18 protein-coding genes, 1 other RNA gene and 1 pseudogene are annotated in these 17,740 nt (G+C 39.0%); 6 read left to right on the forward strand and 14 right to left on the reverse strand.

Features of this window, described 5'->3' with window-relative positions; all coding sequences use genetic code 11:
- Positions 1–6 precede the first annotated feature (6 nt).
- Positions 7–672 (reverse strand): nucleoside-diphosphate sugar epimerase, encoded by a 666-nt coding sequence (locus tag B9T24_RS00545; RefSeq protein ID WP_086164023.1) that lies wholly within the window; start codon positions 670–672, stop codon positions 7–9.
- A gap of 215 nt (positions 673–887) precedes the next feature.
- Between B9T24_RS00545 and rpsT the strand changes: the two genes are divergently transcribed.
- Positions 888–1,154 carry a 30S ribosomal protein S20 gene (gene rpsT, locus B9T24_RS00550; protein WP_086164024.1) on the forward strand — a complete coding sequence of 89 codons (267 nt, stop codon included), beginning with the start codon at positions 888–890 and terminating at the stop codon, positions 1,152–1,154.
- A 459-nt stretch (positions 1,155–1,613) separates the two neighbouring features.
- On the opposite strand, the gene B9T24_RS17345 is transcribed toward rpsT, so the two are convergent.
- From B9T24_RS17345 to B9T24_RS00565, 4 genes and pseudogenes are all read right to left on the reverse strand, one after another.
- A complete protein-coding gene (locus tag B9T24_RS17345; protein ID WP_416224344.1) occupies positions 1,614–2,069 on the reverse strand; it encodes a ricin-type beta-trefoil lectin domain protein in 456 nt (151 codons plus the stop codon).
- 21 nt (positions 2,070–2,090) lie between these two features.
- Positions 2,091–2,806, reverse strand: a pseudogene (locus B9T24_RS17350) (TagA domain-containing protein); the annotation flags it as partial.
- A gap of 80 nt (positions 2,807–2,886) precedes the next feature.
- Positions 2,887–3,624 (reverse strand): histidine phosphatase family protein, encoded by a 738-nt coding sequence (locus tag B9T24_RS00560; protein WP_086164025.1) that lies wholly within the window; start codon positions 3,622–3,624, stop codon positions 2,887–2,889.
- A gap of 54 nt (positions 3,625–3,678) precedes the next feature.
- Positions 3,679–4,533, reverse strand: coding sequence for a 3'(2'),5'-bisphosphate nucleotidase CysQ family protein (locus B9T24_RS00565; protein ID WP_086164026.1), 855 nt, complete (start codon positions 4,531–4,533; stop codon positions 3,679–3,681).
- A gap of 14 nt (positions 4,534–4,547) precedes the next feature.
- Here B9T24_RS00565 and B9T24_RS00570 point away from each other — a divergent pair, with 14 nt between their 5' ends.
- The 4 genes from B9T24_RS00570 (at position 4,548) to B9T24_RS00585 (ending at position 7,540) form a co-directional block, all read left to right on the forward strand.
- Positions 4,548–5,234, forward strand: a complete 687-nt coding sequence (locus B9T24_RS00570) for an HAD-IA family hydrolase (RefSeq protein WP_086164027.1) — start codon at positions 4,548–4,550, stop codon at positions 5,232–5,234.
- Positions 5,227–5,667, forward strand: a complete 441-nt coding sequence (locus tag B9T24_RS00575) for an RNA-binding S4 domain-containing protein (protein WP_086164028.1) — start codon at positions 5,227–5,229, stop codon at positions 5,665–5,667. Before B9T24_RS00570 ends, B9T24_RS00575 begins: the two co-directional genes overlap by 8 nt.
- A gap of 144 nt (positions 5,668–5,811) precedes the next feature.
- Positions 5,812–6,855 carry a recombinase RecA gene (gene recA / locus B9T24_RS00580; RefSeq protein WP_086164029.1) on the forward strand — a complete coding sequence of 348 codons (1,044 nt, stop codon included), beginning with the start codon at positions 5,812–5,814 and terminating at the stop codon, positions 6,853–6,855.
- Positions 6,856–6,940: 85 nt separating this feature from the next.
- Positions 6,941–7,540, forward strand: a complete 600-nt coding sequence (locus tag B9T24_RS00585; RefSeq protein WP_086164030.1) for a regulatory protein RecX — start codon at positions 6,941–6,943, stop codon at positions 7,538–7,540.
- A 40-nt stretch (positions 7,541–7,580) separates the two neighbouring features.
- On the opposite strand, the gene ffs is transcribed toward B9T24_RS00585, so the two are convergent.
- Positions 7,581–7,677, reverse strand: an RNA gene (ffs, locus tag B9T24_RS00590) — signal recognition particle sRNA small type.
- A 294-nt stretch (positions 7,678–7,971) separates the two neighbouring features.
- Between ffs and B9T24_RS00595 the strand changes: the two genes are divergently transcribed.
- Positions 7,972–8,784, forward strand: a complete 813-nt coding sequence (locus tag B9T24_RS00595; protein ID WP_086164031.1) for a YbgF trimerization domain-containing protein — start codon at positions 7,972–7,974, stop codon at positions 8,782–8,784.
- Between the two features lie 55 nt (positions 8,785–8,839).
- On the opposite strand, the gene lpxA is transcribed toward B9T24_RS00595, so the two are convergent.
- The 8 genes from lpxA to B9T24_RS00635 are packed head-to-tail and all read right to left on the reverse strand — an operon-like array spanning position 8,840 to position 17,737.
- A complete protein-coding gene (gene lpxA, locus B9T24_RS00600) occupies positions 8,840–9,628 on the reverse strand; it encodes an acyl-ACP--UDP-N-acetylglucosamine O-acyltransferase (protein WP_004651735.1) in 789 nt (262 codons plus the stop codon).
- The gene (gene fabZ / locus B9T24_RS00605; RefSeq protein WP_171264829.1) at positions 9,625–10,110 is read right to left on the reverse strand and encodes a 3-hydroxyacyl-ACP dehydratase FabZ; all 486 of its coding nucleotides are present in this window, start codon (positions 10,108–10,110) and stop codon (positions 9,625–9,627) included. The genes lpxA and fabZ overlap by 4 nt, the downstream gene beginning before the upstream one ends.
- A gap of 6 nt (positions 10,111–10,116) precedes the next feature.
- Positions 10,117–11,184, reverse strand: a complete 1,068-nt coding sequence (gene lpxD / locus B9T24_RS00610) for a UDP-3-O-(3-hydroxymyristoyl)glucosamine N-acyltransferase (protein ID WP_086164033.1) — start codon at positions 11,182–11,184, stop codon at positions 10,117–10,119.
- 3 nt (positions 11,185–11,187) lie between these two features.
- Positions 11,188–11,685: an OmpH family outer membrane protein gene (locus B9T24_RS00615; protein WP_086164034.1), complete on the reverse strand. Its 498-nt coding sequence runs from the start codon at positions 11,683–11,685 to the stop codon at positions 11,188–11,190.
- Positions 11,686–11,720: 35 nt separating this feature from the next.
- Positions 11,721–14,315, reverse strand: coding sequence for an outer membrane protein assembly factor BamA (bamA, locus tag B9T24_RS00620; protein WP_086164035.1), 2,595 nt, complete (start codon positions 14,313–14,315; stop codon positions 11,721–11,723).
- A 41-nt stretch (positions 14,316–14,356) separates the two neighbouring features.
- Positions 14,357–15,712 (reverse strand): RIP metalloprotease RseP, encoded by a 1,356-nt coding sequence (rseP, locus tag B9T24_RS00625; RefSeq protein ID WP_086164036.1) that lies wholly within the window; start codon positions 15,710–15,712, stop codon positions 14,357–14,359.
- Between the two features lie 3 nt (positions 15,713–15,715).
- Positions 15,716–16,912, reverse strand: a complete 1,197-nt coding sequence (ispC, locus tag B9T24_RS00630) for a 1-deoxy-D-xylulose-5-phosphate reductoisomerase (RefSeq protein ID WP_086164037.1) — start codon at positions 16,910–16,912, stop codon at positions 15,716–15,718.
- Entirely contained in the window at positions 16,913–17,737 is an 825-nt protein-coding gene (locus B9T24_RS00635; RefSeq protein WP_086164038.1) for a phosphatidate cytidylyltransferase, read from the reverse strand.
- Positions 17,738–17,740 lie beyond the last annotated feature (3 nt).

Consider the following 17,740-nt stretch of genomic DNA (forward strand, 5'->3'; position numbering starts at 1 on the left):
TCTCCCTTATTTGCACGTTTGTATACGTAAATTATCATAAATTTCAAACTTATCCGTTTGAGTTCGCGCTGCATCGACCATAGTATGAGCCACTTGCTCTGCTGTCACTGGCTTATATTTGAATGTATTCGGCACCAAATGCGAAAATTTTCGATATAACTTCTGAGTCATATCCTCCAAAGTTCGTTGTTCTTGACGCTCACCTAATAATAGTGAAGGACGTAAGATGGACACATATTTAAGATTTAAACTTTGGATATGATTTTCTAGTTCACCTTTCACTTTATTATAGAAAATTTTTGACTGCGCATTGGCACCCATCGCACTAATGAGTAAGTAATGCGTATCTGTGGTTTCAAATAAATCAGCAAAATGGGCATTCATTTCATAATCGACGTTATAAAAATTTTGCTTAGACCCTGCTTTTTTCAGCGTTGTTCCCAAACAACTAAATGCATGGCTATAACCATTGGCATCTTCATCGTTCAACAATAGAAAATCATCTAAAATAAATTGTTGTACTTTTTTTAAAGATTTAAGCTCTACATCTTCATGCCGAACAATGGCTGTAATTTTCTCACAACTCTCAATCTGATTAAGTTGTTTTAGCAGTTCACGCCCCACTAAACCCGTTGCTCCAATTACAATTACACTTTTAATTGATTTAGTCATTTTTTAAACAATCTCTAGAGGTTATTACTAATCTAACGGTTTCTTTAGAATTTTTATGCATCTAAAATGTTGTCAAAGCAAGTCAAGACTTGACTTAACGTCATAGTTTAATCACAATATGGCACTTGTTTACGGGCTGGTGATAATTCTTCTGATGAAGGTTTTCAGTTGCAATTTCAGCCCGCCCAGACCAATCTATTTCAAGGAGTGCACGAGTGGCAAACTCTGCTCAAGCTAAAAAACGTGCCCGTCAAAACGTTAAAGCACGCAAACACAACGCTAGCTTACGTTCAATGGTTCGTACTTATTTAAAACGTACAGTAGCTGCTATTGCTGCTGGTGACTATGCTACTGCTTCAGCAGCATACAAAACTGCTGTACCAGTAATTGACCGTATGGCTGATAAAGGCATCATCCATAAAAACAAAGCTGCTCGTCATAAGAGCCGTTTAAATGCACAAATTAAAGCTTTAGCTAACTAATTTATGCATGTGAAAAAAGCCCTTTTAGGGCTTTTTTTGTGTCTGTTCATTATTCATATCATAATAAAATAAGCCCTATATAGTAATGCCAGTCAGTTAAGGGTTTTAGAAATAAAGCCCTTAGTTTTTGAGTTATTCACGACTGAGTCTTATATTTTTAAATCAAACACTTGGAGCTCATCTATTACTTTGGATAAGCCCAAATGAGAAGCAAAGCTTCGCAAGAAAGGCATCTTGCGGCGCAGTGTGCCTCACCGCAAAACTCGCCAAATACCTTTTATTGATTAATTAATCGCAGAAACCTTATTTTTTCAATCTTGCCTCGAACAGTTGCGGATGACGTTTACGTGTATCAAATAACATCATGAATTTAAAATAAAAAAGCCAGTCAATTTCTTAACTGACTGGCATTAATCCTACATAAAGCTTATTTTATTCACTTAACACTTTACAATGTGGCTATTTTGCTAAAATTCTTGATAACAACGGTAAATTTTTATTATTCGATATCGCCAGAATTAGACTGTGACTTTGTGGAACAATACTCCATTTCTGGTTATTACCAGCACCACAACCATACATAGTAATTTCACCGCATCCATCTGCACTTGGTGTACGACCACCACTCAAATCTAAACAGCTATTCCCTTGGCGCAGTTGTTGTGTATCACCATTTACAGTAGCTTGCCACACTTGACCCTGCACATCATTACTACATGAAGACAGTGTTCTAGCGTTGGTTAAACATAAGTCTGGATATTGTTGACTGTGAATTTTACCGATTGCATCATGTACCCATAATGTCGATGCCTCACCTGTACAACCATTTTTCCCACTCATATAAACATTCAGCACTCCAGTATCAAGCTGCTCTACTTTAAGACAGCTATTACCCATTTTTGGCATGACCAACATGCTTGCATTGGCAAATGGAAGATCATCCTTCAATCCTAAGCTCTCAACAAATTTATGAAACTCTGCGACTGCTTCAGTATTACCATTATTGAGGTCGTTATGATAAACATTCACCCAACGATTCAAACGGTAAATTTTAATTTGTTGCTGGGTATAACGTACCATTTCAGTTTGAGCATCTGGAGAAAAGTCATCTTTAAAGCGACGATAAGAATCATAAAATAGTCTAAATATCGGCGATAAATTAACGATTTCCTTACCCTTATTTTGCACAAATGCTTGGTCCAGTTCTGGCATTTCAACACGTTTCAAAACGGAATAACCATCTTCCTGACCAATACTCACATACGGTGACATAACGTCAGTACTGACAGGAATCGCGATACTTGAAAGTTTAAGCGCTTGCTCATTGGCTTTTTGACAATATAAGTCAACTGCTTGAGGTTGCTCACTTTGTGCTAAATTAATATGAAACTTATTTACAACAGCCAAATTTTTAGGATCAAGGTTAGGATTCATTCGCTGTGGTGCTAGTACAATATTTTGCACACCATTGGCAGACTGTACCTTTAACCAACAATTTGCAGCTGTACCACCCGTGTTGGCTTGCGGCAAATCAAATACCCCCAGTTACCACGTGCTGCTGGATAAATTAAACCCGACTGATTGACGGGATCATATCCACCCATAATGGTATATACAGGTAAACTAAATAAACGCGGCTTTAAATAATTTCCAAAAGACATTTATAATTTTTTAAAGACTTGCTTGGTGATTTTTTAGGTCAATTCATTTTTTCTTTTTATTAACATCTGTTTTATTTTTCTAATTTTTGAAAATCACGTATTGACAATTCACTCAGCTTACCACGCCAAATCCATTTCAGTTTTGACTCTAAGAACTCATCTCCTTCAAACCAGACAAACAGGCCTTCCATCATTCTAGGCCAGTCTTCCTGACTAACGGTATTACGCCCAGAAATCACTGCAATAATGGCTGCTAAAATCGTATCATGACTCACCGCCAGACTTAAACCAAAATTGTCTTGTGGATGCGTGTTATAAATCAGTTCCAATACATCAACCACGCCAGAAATTGGATGTTTCATGCCCGGCAACGCATTTTTCACAAAACTATTAATAAAACCCAATGCACCCTGTTTTCGAAAATAAGGCCCAGCTTGCTTAATATCCAGTACAAAACTTCCCGGTTCTACCAACAAGCCTTGCTCGACAATCTCAATACAATGGGTATTTTGCGCAAGTGTACTGGAATCAGCACCTTGAATCATTAAAGCGGCGGTATCGACACAGCGTTGTATCGGACTTGAAATACAGTGCTGAATACTTCGGTCTGTATGATCAATTAAATAAGTTCCCCACGCCTGTGCCAAGTCACGACCTTGCGAGGTTAACTGCAAATCATAGCCAGCCAAACCCTGCCCAGCCACTACTTCACGAATAGAATGACGAGTAAATAAAGTGACAGGTGTTTTTGCATCGGGCAATAAATCAATTGCCTTCAACATACTTGCAGGGAGCAGCTCTAACGCCATGATCCAGCCAAAATAAACATGGTTCGGCACACTATAGCATGTTAAACCATCAGCTCAAGGTCTGTTTGCCATAAGTTCTAGCGCTTGAAATGCCAATTTTTTCATATCAATATTACGAAATGCAATAAAGCCAGCATTTAACAAACTATCCCGCTGATTATATAAAAAAGGGCGGCCTTTTAAATCAACCACTCCCCCCCCTATACGCTCAACCAGACATTGACCCGCACTGGTATCCCATTCACTAGTAGGATGAAACCGTGGGTAAATATCGACTTTACCTTCAAGGATCATACAAAATTTGTAAGCACTGCCTGCTTTAAACTCAGCAATGCTCACCTTTTGTTTTAATATTTCTAAGTATTCAGCATATTTAGGTTTATCTTGACTACTTTGACTTAAACCAATTCGAATCTCTGTCGATGGCTGATCTTGCACATATTCCTGCCACAAACCCGTTTGAATCTCAAATTTTAAAGGCAAACCTTGTTTTGGGCAAATATAAATCGCTTGCTCACCGGGAATGGCCAATATAGCAAAAGTGGTATGCGCCCCTTCCACCAAACTTAAATTAATTGTAAATTCAGGTCTCTTATGCAGAAACTCTTTCGTACCATCCAAAGGATCAAGCAACCAAAAGCTTTGCCACTGCTTACGTTCTGTATTATCTCCTTCTTCTGACAATACAGGGATATCTGAGAAATTTTTCTGCAATGCTGTGGTGATAAATTCATTCACCCGATAATCCGCTTGGGTTACAGGTGAATTATCACTTTTTCTCTCAACATCAAAGGCGACACCTGCACAATATGCTTGATATTCTGCTCGCAAAATTTCACATGCCTGTGTCACAATGGGAACCAACTGTAAAATCAAAGCATCTTGTGGTGCTGTTGTTGTTTTAAACATAGATTACCTTTAATATGTCGAATTACTCAGAAAAACCGACCATTATTTTTGATATGGACGGTACGCTCCTTGATCTTGCTTACGATGATTTCATTTGGAATCATCAACTTCCACTTCGATATGCTGCCACACATGGTTGCACATTGGAACAAAGCACCCAAGCCCTCTTTCAGTTTTATCAAGAACATAATCATACCCTAAATTGGTATTCGACCCGTTTTTGGAGCTCAAAAGTAGGCGTCGATACCCTTGCATTGCAACAAGAATTTAAACACAACGTTGCTTTACGCGCAGGCTGTTTGGAATTACTCGATTATTTAAAATCAAATGGTTATTCCTGCTGGATTGCAACCAATGCCGATTGTGAGGGTTTAAAGTTTAAACTTGAACAAACCCAAATAGCCCATTATTTTGATGTCATTATCAGCAGCGAAAGTATCGGCTATGCCAAAGAATATCCGGAATTTTGGCAACAGCTACACGCATTACACCCCATCCAAATCAATCAAGCCTATTTTATTGATGACACAGAAAAAGTCCTCAATGGAGCAGAAAAATTTGGTCTTCAGCATTTGATTACCATTGCACAGCCCTCATCTAAAGGACAGATAAGATCTGAAAGCCCTTATCCGATTTTAAATCATTTAACTGACTTCATTGCAATATTGGAACAAGCTGAGGATCTGAAAAAATATGCCTAATCTCTCTCAACAAAACAACGTTGAAAGTATGCGTGTTGATAAATGGCTTTGGGCTGCACGTTTTTTTAAAACACGCTCAATCTCGAAGGCCGCCATTGAAGGTGGTAAGGTTCATCATAAGAGTGAACGGGTTAAAGTATCGAGAGAAGTTCGTGTTGGCATGGAACTGACCATTCAACAAGGTTCCGAGCGAAAAACCATTGTGATCAAAGCATTGTCGGCCATACGCGGTGCAGCACCAATTGCACAACAACTTTATGCAGAAACAGAAGTGAGTATTGCACGACGAGAGTTGCTTGCAACACAAAGAAAGTTGCATAATCTAGCCCGACCTGAACATCGACCAAGTAAAAAAGATCGACGACAAATCAGTAAATTCAAACAAGACAATAATCAGCAGTCTGACCAAAGCTGGTCTTCTAATGATGATTAATTTAAGCGTCATATTCTGTCGTACTAGACAGAATTGATATAGAACATAAAGAATAGATCTGTCACTATACTTGAGTGGAACACGTTTAAAAGTAACTCATCCACTTAAGTTAATATTTTTGTGACATCGTTTTGAGGTTGTGAGATGGATGATAATAAAAGCAAGGCGCTTAATGCTGCCCTAAGCCAAATTGAAAAACAATTTGGTAAAAATACTGTAATGCGTCTTGGTGATAACACTGTACTGGCTGTTGAGGCAGTCTCTACTGGTTCTTTAACACTAGACATTGCACTCGGTATTGGTGGCTTACCGAAAGGTCGTATCGTCGAAATTTACGGTCCTGAATCTTCTGGTAAAACTACAATGACATTGCAAGCCATTGCACAATGTCAAAAAGCGGGCGGTACTTGTGCCTTCATCGATGCAGAACATGCACTTGATCCTCAATACGCACGTAAGCTGGGTGTCGACCTTGACAACCTGTTGGTTTCTCAACCAGACCACGGTGAACAAGCCCTTGAAATTGCAGATATGTTAGTACGCTCTGGCGCTGTTGACATGATCGTTGTCGATTCCGTGGCCGCACTTACACCTCGCGCAGAAATTGAAGGTGAAATGGGCGACTCGCACATGGGCTTACAAGCACGTTTGATGAGTCAGGCATTACGTAAAATTACCGGTAATGCAAAACGCTCAAATTGTATGGTCATCTTCATTAACCAAATTCGTATGAAAATTGGTGTCATGTTTGGTAGCCCTGAAACCACAACGGGTGGTAATGCACTCAAATTCTACGCGTCTATACGTTTGGATATCCGTCGTATTGGTCAAGTGAAAGAAGGCGATGAAATTGTCGGTTCAGAAACCCGCGTTAAAGTCGTGAAGAACAAAATGGCACCTCCTTTTAAGGAAGCCTTGTTCCAAATTTTATATGGCAAAGGTGTGAACCAACTGGGTGAACTGGTTGATCTTGCCGTTGCGCAAGAACTGGTACAAAAAGCAGGTGCTTGGTATTCATATCAAGGTAATAAAATTGGTCAAGGTAAAAACAACGTGATTCGCCATTTAGAGGAAAACCCTCAAATTGCACAAGAACTTGATCGTCTGATTCGTGAAAAATTATTGACACCAACAACCACACCTATTGAAGAAAAAGATGAAGTAGAGCCAGACTTTCTTGACGCTTAAAACAGAAATTTGTTTTCAAGCTACATAAGTCTTAAACTGTAAAACGCCCTACGGGGCGTTTTTTATTTGATGTGATCGATACACTATGAGCAATTCAAAATTTCCGACTATGCTTGATTATAATGCACTCAAGCAAAAATTTGATAATTCCCAGACAGAGTCAGACTCTCCTACCACTCCACCTGAATCATTAGAAGCATTGAACTTTAACGATGAGCAACAGCCTAAAGCACAAGGTCTTACAGGCTCGCGTTTGCGCTCCTATGCCTTTGCTGTACTGACACGTCGGGAATACTCAAAAGCAGAACTGATTGAGAAACTAGCCTTATATGCGATGGATCGAGATGAAGTTTTAAAACTGGTCGATGAGCTAGCAACACAAAACTATCAGAGTGACCAGCGTGTTGCCGAAATGATGCTGTCGAGTCAAAAACGCAAAGGTAAAGGGCCTAATCGCATTAAGCTGGCTTTAAAATCAAAAAAAATTGATAGCAGTTTAATTCAAGAAGAATTAAAAGAAACCGATTGGAACGAACAAGCGTATGAACTGAAGGTAAAGAAGTTTGGTTTAAGTGTAGAAAAAGAAGCAAAACTTAAAGCAAAACAAATTCGCTTTTTAATGTATCGAGGATTTGAAATGGAGGCAATTATTAAAGCAATTACGAGACAAGAAAATGATATTTAACAGAAGGGATTAACGTTATTATTATATAAACTGGTGGCAACCCCACTAGCAAAACTTCGGCACATCATAGTTCTGTTACCGTTGCTACCTTCCGGTCCTGGCGGGGTTCACAGAGTACAATTGCGAAGCCACCAGCGGGGCTACCATTGCAAGAACAGAGTATAGAGATTTTTATTTAACTTGCAAGCGTTCAAGCAACTTTTATAGGCGTATTGCTTTCATTTGCTTATTAAAAAAACAATCTTGATTCAAAACAGTATTTTTGTCTATTTTTTAGCAATCCAATCACTTACTCTAAAACTACGACAAGATTGTAAATGTATATTGCATTTCATAGCATGGACGTTTTTAATGTCGTCAGGTCTTTTAAATAGGCACGCTCTAAAGTCAGCAATTTAGAATGTGCCCAAAAATACGAAATGGATATTTTTATGATGCTCAAACAGCATGCTTTATGCGCACTGGTCTTATTTAGCTCAGCCTCACTTTATGCCAATATTCCAATTGAATCCCGTGGATTAAGTCAAAATAGCAACGAGACTAGTGCAAATAATGCTGCCATTAATTTAGGTGCAACTACAGAAAATGTGCCAACCAATCTGAATTGGCAAATCATGCAAAAAAATCAACAATTAGAAAATGATATTCGTACACTACGTGGCAAAATTGAAGAACAAGGTAATGAAATTGAACAGCTTAAACATGAATTAACCAATCGCTACACAGACTTAGATCAGCGACTAGAACTATTGCAACAAAAAATTGATCCTGAAAGTGCTACTCCAGCGGAGGATAACCAACAGGATACTCCTCCCAGTACCTCCAACACACCCACCCCAATAGCAGCGACAACAAGCACACAACCTCCGTCTACTGCTGATTTAGATAAAGCCGCTTATACCGTGGCTTTAGATGCCTACAAACAAGGCGGTGCTAAAAAAGCAATTGCACCAATGCAAAACTTCATCAAAAACAATCCCAACAGCGTCTATATTAGTAATGCTTATTTTTGGCTCGCTGAATTTAATTTAGCCATTGAACCGACCAATTACACTGAAGCGAAAAAGAATTACAATATTGTCGTCAATCAATATCCTAATTCAGCAAAAGCGGCACGAGCACTCTATCAACTTCACAATATCGCCAAAGATGTAGATCGCAATACAACACTTGCCAACCAACTCAAAAGCAAGCTTGTTAAAAATTATCCAAAATCAGAAGAAGCTGGTTATTTTAAGAAATAAAATCAAAAAAAAAGACACCTCATTAGGTGTCTTTTTTGTGCAACGCAAGATTGAATTAACGAACAATGCCACGCTTAGATTGCTCTAAAGAATCAATCAGTAACTGTACTTCAGGAACTTCAGGCAATATTTCCGTGCGAATCTGCTGAATCGCTTGCTCAGTGGTTAAACCATCTTTATAAATCAATTTAAATGCTTGGCGTAATGCCTGAATAACGTTCTTAGACCAACCTTTACGACGCATACCTTCTACATTCATCGCGAAGGCATGTGCTGGGTTACCCGAGACCATCACATAAGCAGGCACATCTTTTAAAATTAACGAAGCACCACCAATCATACTGTAAGAATCAATTTTACAGAATTGGTGAATACCTGAATTTCCGCCAACCACCACATAATCACCAATATGCACATGACCAGCAATACCAGCATTATTGGCAAAAATATTATGATCGCCAATTACACAGTCATGAGCAATATGGGTATTTACCATCAATAAGTTATAACTACCGATTTTAGTCAAACTTTGATCTTGAACCGTACCACGATGCAAACTGCAATGTTCACGAATTGAATTATGGTCGCCAATTTCAAGCCAAGTTTCTTCGCCAGCATATTTTAAATCCTGACAAACTTCACCCACACTCGCAAATTGGAATATTTCATTATTTTTCCCAATCCGAGTAAAGCCACCTATAACGACATGTGAATGCAGTTTGGTGCCCTCAGCAATAGTGACCTGTGGCCCAATAATACAATAGGGACCAATTTGCACATCTGAAGCAATGACTGCTGATGAGTCAATAATAGCTGTTGGGTGAATTAAATCGTTATTACTCATGCCTGCTCTATTTTTTGATGCGAAACCATAATTTCCGCAGTAGTTGCTACAATACCATCGACTGTGGCTATACAATTATATTTGTAAATACCACGTTTGTGCATCACCAACTCAGCTTTTAAAACCAGTTGATCACCCGCAACAACTTGTTTCTTAAAGCGGACCTTTTCTGCGCCAGCAAAAAGAAACAAAGAGCCTTCACTTGGTTTTTCATTATTCATAATAAAACCAAGTATACCAGAGACTTGAGCTAATGCCTCAACAATCAATACACCAGGCATAATTGGATAGCCTGGGAAATGTCCCTGTAAAAACTCTTCGTTGATTGAAACGTTCTTATAACCCACAATAGCATTATCAGTCACATCAACAACACGATCGACCAATAAAAATGGATAGCGGTGAGGTAAATATTCACGAATTTGTTGAATGTGCATTGGCAATTCAGGCTTCGTAAATGCAGCAGTATTCGACTCAGTCATCATATTCTATTTACGCTTAAAAGTTGATTCAAGGGACTCGATTTGAGTCTGTATATGATCAAGCCGTTTTAGCAATTGGGTCAATGGCACATCTGCTAATTGTTTAAAGCGTACAGCAGCGCGTTTCCAATGTAAACTTTCCAACATTGGCGTACCAGAAGAATAGCTACCAGATTCAGAAATACTTTTTGTGACCATTGACATACCTGTAATTGTCACATTATCTGCAATATTAAGATGACCAACCACACCTACCCCACCAGCAAACACACAGTTTTTGCCAATTGTGGTACTGCCTGCAACACCACATTTTGCAGCAAGAGCTGTATTTGCACCAATCTTCACATTATGCGCAATTTGCACAAGGTTATCAATAATGACTCCATCTTCCAAAATTGTGTCGTCTAATGCACCACGATCAATACTACAATTTGATCCAATTCTGACATCATGACCAATTTTGACTGAGCCTAATTGTGCAATCCGATGCCACTTACTTTGATAAGGCGCAAAGCCAAAACCTTCACCACCAATCACACTATTGGCATGAATACGGACGCGATTGCCTATTTTAGTCTCGCCAGTGACCGTTACGTGCGAATCGATAAAACATTGTTTACCAATTTCGACATCATCATCAATTTTGACATGTGATTGAATAACCGTTTCATCACCAATCACACAGTGTTCGCCAATTACTACATAATGTCCAATGTAGGCACTATCAGCAATTATGGCAGATGGATGAATTTTGGCTGTGCTTTCGATACCCTGCTGTGTATGTTTTTTCTCAAACACATGGGTCAAAATAGCAAAAGCCAGATAAGGATTATCAACCACAATAAAGTTATTATGGCTATCTAACTGCGCTTTTAAAGCTGACGTAACAATTAACGCACCTGCTTTTGAAGCACGTGCGTGATCTAAGTATTTATCCGCATTTACAAATGCAATATGTTTTGCTTCGGCAGCATCTAAGCTTGCCAACCCTTCTAATATTAAATCAAATTGACCGATACACTCGCCTTGTACAAGGCGAGCCAGATCTTCTAAGCGCAATTGTCTAGGATTCATTGATTACTTAATAACATTGACCTTTTGAATCATTTTATCAGTTAAATCATATTTAGCGTCATAGGCAAGCGCTGAATTTTTATTTAAAACAACATCTAGGTTGTTTTCTTTACGCAATTGTTCAGCAACTTGTTTCACTCGACCATCCAAAGTCTTATTCATCACCTGAATTGAAGACTGAACCGTCGTCTGCAAGCCCTGTTGAATTGAATTAAACTCTTTGAGTTTTGTTTGGTACTGAGTCATCATCTTTTGCTTTTCAGCTTCAGATAAATTTGGGTTTTGTTGAGCACGTTGTTGAATACCCTCCAACTCCTTACCCAATTGCTCAAGTTTTGTCGTTTGCGGATTCACAGTCTGCTGTAAAGAAGCATTTTGCTGCTTTAAATAAGTGCTATTTTCAACCACTTTTTCCAAATCAATAACGCCATAACCGGCAGCATGAACAACTGAAGTGCTGGCTAATCCAGCAACAAGCATACTCATTAATATTTTATTCATTTTAATATCCTTCTTAAACCTTTACAGGATCGTACTTAGAAAGTACGACCGATTTCAAATTGGATATTTTTAGTTTCATCACCTGGTTTATCATTTAATGGGTATGCATAACTGAGTGAAAGTGGACCAATCATGGTAATCCATGTAAAGCCAACACCTACGCTATAACGCATATTTCCAGCATCGAAACCAAAGTTATCTTCACAATATTTTTTAGCATCCACACCTGGATCCGTTGGCGTACCAGCTAAATACAACTTTCCGCTTGGAATTGAACATTGCGTATCAAATACTTGTGCACCTTCAGCAAAAAGTACTGGTCGAACTTGACGTGTCCAATCCCCTTTAAATGGTAAAGGTAAGGCCAGTTCAGCACCAAATTGTATTAATGCATTACCACCGACTTCCTCAGGATTATAGTCTATCTTTCTAGATTCGTTATTCGTCACACCTGGATACTTTGGACCTAAAGTGCTGTTGTCGTAACCTCGAACCGAACCAAAACCACCTGCATAGAAGTTTTTATAGAAGGGCAAATCATTACCATAACCCAACTTACCATAACCACGCAGCACGAAATCATAAGGTAAGGGTAAGAAGGCTTGGGCATCATATGTCAATTTCTGGTATTCAACATCACTACCTGGTAAAGCAATTTCCCCATTCACACGATGCGACATACCACTGGTTGGGAATACAGGACGGTTTAATGTGTTATATGACCAACCTAAATTCAAGTTATAGGTTAAGAAATCACCACCAAACTGATTATCAAATGGAGTAAAACCAACATCGGCATTCGCATTCGCCGTATTTACACAGAGTGCATCATCATAACCCGCAGGAATCGGGTTAGGTTCCACATAATTAACCCCATCTCTTGCTTTTTCGATTTCACGTTGAGACATCAATTTATCAGTCGAACAATATTGACCTTGCCCTTTAGGCTTACCACCATTTGCCAACAAGTAATCGCGTACATAGGTTGACACATATGGACCTGTCGTAACATCGGTTTGGTCAATATTCAGACCCGCACTAATACTTTGGTTTTCATCAATTGGATAACCAAATGTAATACCACCACCAAAACTGTCCGTCACATAATTGTTAACGTTATAGTCATCATTTAACTTGGTTTTACGGTAATACATATTATAACCACGACGTACACCATCAATCGTGAAGTATGGATCTGTGACACTTAAATTATAATAATCTTGGGTTTCTGAACGCGATAAATCAATCGCTACACTATTACCTGTACCCAAGAAATTGGTTTGACTTAAGCCCGCTTGGAACGTTACACCACCGCTTTGTGAGAAACCAACAGCAAGCGTACTTGTACCCGAGTGTTGCTCTTCAACATTGATATTTAAATCAACCTGATCTGGCACATTTGGAATACGCGCCGGCTTAATATCAACCGTTTTAAAGAACCCTGTACGCTCTAAACGAACTTTAGACAAGTCAATTTTTTCATTGCTTGCCAATGCACCTTCCATTTGGCGCATCTCACGACGTAATACTTCATCGGCTGTTTTCGTATTACCCATAAAATTAATACGACGTACAGTCACCTGCTGCCCCGGATTAATGTAATAGTTCAAATCAACCAGTTTTGTTTCTTTATTAATTTCAGGAACCATATTTACTTCAGCATAGTAATAACCTGCATTACCATACTTACGAAGTAAAAGTTGTTTGACTGCATTTACTTTTTCTTGAGAATAAGTCTCGCCATCTTTATAAATTTTGAGTGCTTTTAATTCTTCTGGCTTATAAAGTGCATCGCCTAAAAACTTAGTTTCACCAAACTTAAATTGCTCACCTTCTTCCACAGCAACTTCAACAAAAATATTCTTTTTATCTTCACTCAAGTTCAAATTTGAATTGGTAATATTAAAATTGATATAACCTTTGTTTAAATATAATGCACGTAAAGCTTCCAGGCTGGCTGCCATTTTTTCTCGTGCATAGCGATCATTACGTGTAACAATCGAACTCCAACCACTCTCTTTAACAGCAAAAGCCTGTTTAATTTCGCTTTCTTGGAAAACCGTATTACCAATAATATTGATATCAACAACTTTAGCAGCTTTACCTTCAACAAAATCAACGGTTAAATCAACACGATTATTCGGTCTAGCCGTGGTAACAACTTTAACATCAGCATCATAACGACCTTGCTGCATATACTGCTGTTCAAGTTCAGTTTCAATAGTTTGCAGGGCAGATTTTTTCAAAACCTCACCTTCTGCAATACCCATTTTTTTCAGCCCTTCTTCCAGCGCTTCTTTAGGGATGAGCTTATTACCTTTAAACTCAACCTTTGAAATGAGCGGGCGTTCAACTACTGTAAAAATGAGCACATCCGCTTCTTGAGATGCTTTAATATCATCAAACAAGCCCGTGGCATATAAAGCACGAATCGCATTTGCAATGGTTGTATCATTGACACGATCACCAGCATTGACAGGCAACATCCCATAGACATTTGTTGGCGTTAAACGAACAAGCCCGTTAATTTTTATATCGCGGACAATGAATTCATCTGCTGCATATACTTGTTGTACTGCTGCCATTGCACTGATGAGTGCCAAAGGCATAAATAAATGTGTGTGCTGCATGCCTGTCTTTTCCGATGTTAATTTATTTCGTATCCACGTTCTTATAAACGCATGAAGTCATTAAATAATGCAAGGAGCATCATACTCCCAAGCAGTACCATACCAATTTTCAAACCAACCAATTGTATTTGTTCAGAAACAGGTTTACCACGGATCAGCTCAATAAAATAGTAAACTAAATGCCCACCATCAAGCATAGGTATAGGCAATAAATTTAAAATTCCTAAACTAACACTCATTAAAGCCATGAATGAGATAAAGGTCTGCCAACCCATTTCTGCACTCTGTCCTGCAACTTTAGCAATCGTAATGGGCCCAGATAAATTATCCAAACCAATTAAACCACGGACCATTTTGACAATCGAGTTCAAAATCATACCTGATATTTGACCCGTTTTATCAACCGCCATGACAAAAGCTTCAGCTGGACTATATTGAATCGTTTGTTTATATTCTGCTGGTATAGTTATTTTTCCGGGTATACTTTGTACACCGAGCACACCAGAAACATTCCCCATATTATCACGCTTCGCTTGTGGCATGATTTGCAAATGTACCAATTGATTTTGACGCAACACATCAATTTTCAATAATTTTTCTGGTGCAGCCTGAACAGTTTGAACCACATCAAACCAATCATTCATTTTCACACCATCAATCGCAATAATTTTATCGCCTTCTTTCATCCCTTGACGAATTGCAGCACCATCTGCGCTCAGTTTAGTGGCAATAGCAGCAATAGGTGGACGGTATGGCATAAAACCCAGACTATCTAATGCAGATTGACTTTGATCCTTTAAGAAGTTTTGAATCGGCAATTCAAACGTTTGTATTTGACCATTACGATCAGCTTGAACTTCGATTGACCCTGTTTCACCAACACGATCCACCAGAGCAAAATTCAACTTTTCCCACGTTGTGACTGGCGTACCATCCACTGCCGTAATTTTATCACCAACATTCATTTGAACTGTGGCAGCGGGTGTATTCGGTAACACTTTACCAACACGAGTATTAAGTTGCTCTTGAGAGGGTAAAAACAAAATCCAAAATAAAACCACGGCAAAAGCCAAATTAATCAGCGGACCCGCAGCGACAATTGCAATTCGCTTCCAAGGATGTTGTCGATTAAACGCCTTCGGCAAATCTTGTTCTGCAACATTACCTTCGCGTTCATCCAACATTTTGACATAGCCACCAAATGGTAATGCCGAAAGCTGATATTGAATGCCAGACTTTTTAGATGTCCACTTCAGTAAAGTTGGACCAAAACCAATCGAATAAACTAAAACTTTGACACCGAGTTTACGTGCAACAATATAATGTCCAAACTCATGAATCGCAATCAGCGGCCCGAGCAGAAAGATTGCAGCCACAATAATAAACAAGGCACTCATGTTTTAACTTCCATTATTGATGACAATTTGCTGTGCAACAGAACGAGCCACTCGATCTGCTTGCAAAATAAGCTCTATCGATTCCGCAGCACTATTTTCCACTTGATTCAAAGTCTGTTCGACCACTTGAGGGATTTCAGTAAAAGCAATCGCTTGATTTAAGAATGCTGCAACAGCAACTTCATTCGCTGCATTTAAAATGGCAGGAGCCAACCCACCACTTTGCATAGCCTGTCGTGCCAGTTTTAATGCAGGGAAACGCGTTGTATCGGGTTCTTGAAAATCCAACTGATGATTCATAAATAGATCAAGTGCAGGCACATGGGTCTGAATACGCTCAGGCCATGCAAGTGCATGCGCAATTGGCGTACACATATCAGGATTACCCATTTGTGCCAAAGTTGAACCATCCACATACTGAACCATAGAGTGAATAATACTCTGCGGATGAACCACCACTGTTACAAACTGTTCTGAAATTGCAAACAGATGACAAGCCTCTATAAGTTCCAAGCCTTTATTCATTAAGGTGGCAGAATCAACAGAAATTTTTTGCCCCATAGACCAATTGGGATGCTTACAGGCCTGTGCAGGCGTTACATTTTGTAATTGTTCAAGACTATGGTTGAGAAATGGTCCACCAGAAGCGGTCAGTAAAATTCGAGATACACCCTGCTTCGGCTGTCCATTGCGCTCTGCCTGAAAATAACCCTCAGGCAAACATTGAAAAATAGCATTATGTTCAGAATCAACAGGAAGCAATTGGGCATGGTAATCAAGTGCAGCTTGCATCATGAGATCACCAGACATCACCAATGCTTCTTTATTTGCAAGCAAGACCCGCTTACCCGCCTTAACGGCAGCGAGTGTTGGCAATAAGCCAGCAGCACCTACAATAGCAGCCATAACCACATCAACATCTGCATGTTCAGCAACAGCAATTAGGCCGGCCTCACCTGTCAAAATTTCAATATGACTCAAATTTTGTTTTTGAAAATATTGTTGCAGTTCGGCAACTTTATTTGCTGGAACAACCACAATTTTCGGTCGATACTGTTTGCATATTTCAACAAGTTCTAAAATTCGACTATGTGCCGTGACTGCAAATACAGAATACTTTTCAGGATGCTGCTGCAAAATCTTTAAGGTGCTTTGACCAATGGAACCCGTTACACCCAATATACAAACAGATTGCGACATCTATAAATTTACACCAATAAGTTTTAAAACATACATGCCAGCAGCAAAAATTGGAGCCGCAGCAAGCAATGAATCAATACGATCGAGCACGCCACCATGTCCTGGTAGAATACGACCTGAATCTTTAATTCCTGCACGACGTTTGATCATAGATTCAAACAAATCACCCAAAACAGAACTAAATACAGTAACCACAGATAAAATTAAAAACAGAATATGTTGAGCAATGGTTAAGTCTAAATAAAGAACCTCTACAACAACAACAATCAGCATTGCAGTAAAAACACCCCCATATAAACCTTCAACCGATTTATTTGGACTCACATCTGGTGCAAGTTTTTTCTTTCCTAATTTACGTCCGACAAAATAAGCACCGCTGTCTGCCCCCCATACCAATAAAAATAGGTACATGAGCCACCATGGTGAACTGTGCCATACAGAGAAAATTGCGGTAACCGCAGCAGAAATTAAAACAAATCCAATAATCTTTAAGCTCGGATTGTACCATCCATCATAATCTGGATACGATTTAACCCAAAAGATGCTTAAAATCCAACATAAAATAGAAGCAGCCCAAAGCAATAAAGCAATATCATTAAAATATAATGCCAAAGTTGCTAAAGCCGCAGTTGCAATACCATAAACCCAAGCTAGGAGTTTGACAGAATTTTTATTTTTTCTTGGCATAAGCTTAAACCACTCATACCCTGCAACCCCTGCTGCAACAATCATCAGCATAAACATTGGATACTGAGACTGTGTAGCAAACATACAACTGAGTACGACTGCTACCAATACCAATGCGGTTATAATCCGCTCTAACATGTA

The sequence above is a fragment of the Acinetobacter sp. ANC 4654 genome (assembly GCF_002135425.1).
Classification (GTDB): Bacteria; Pseudomonadota; Gammaproteobacteria; order Pseudomonadales; family Moraxellaceae; genus Acinetobacter; species Acinetobacter kyonggiensis.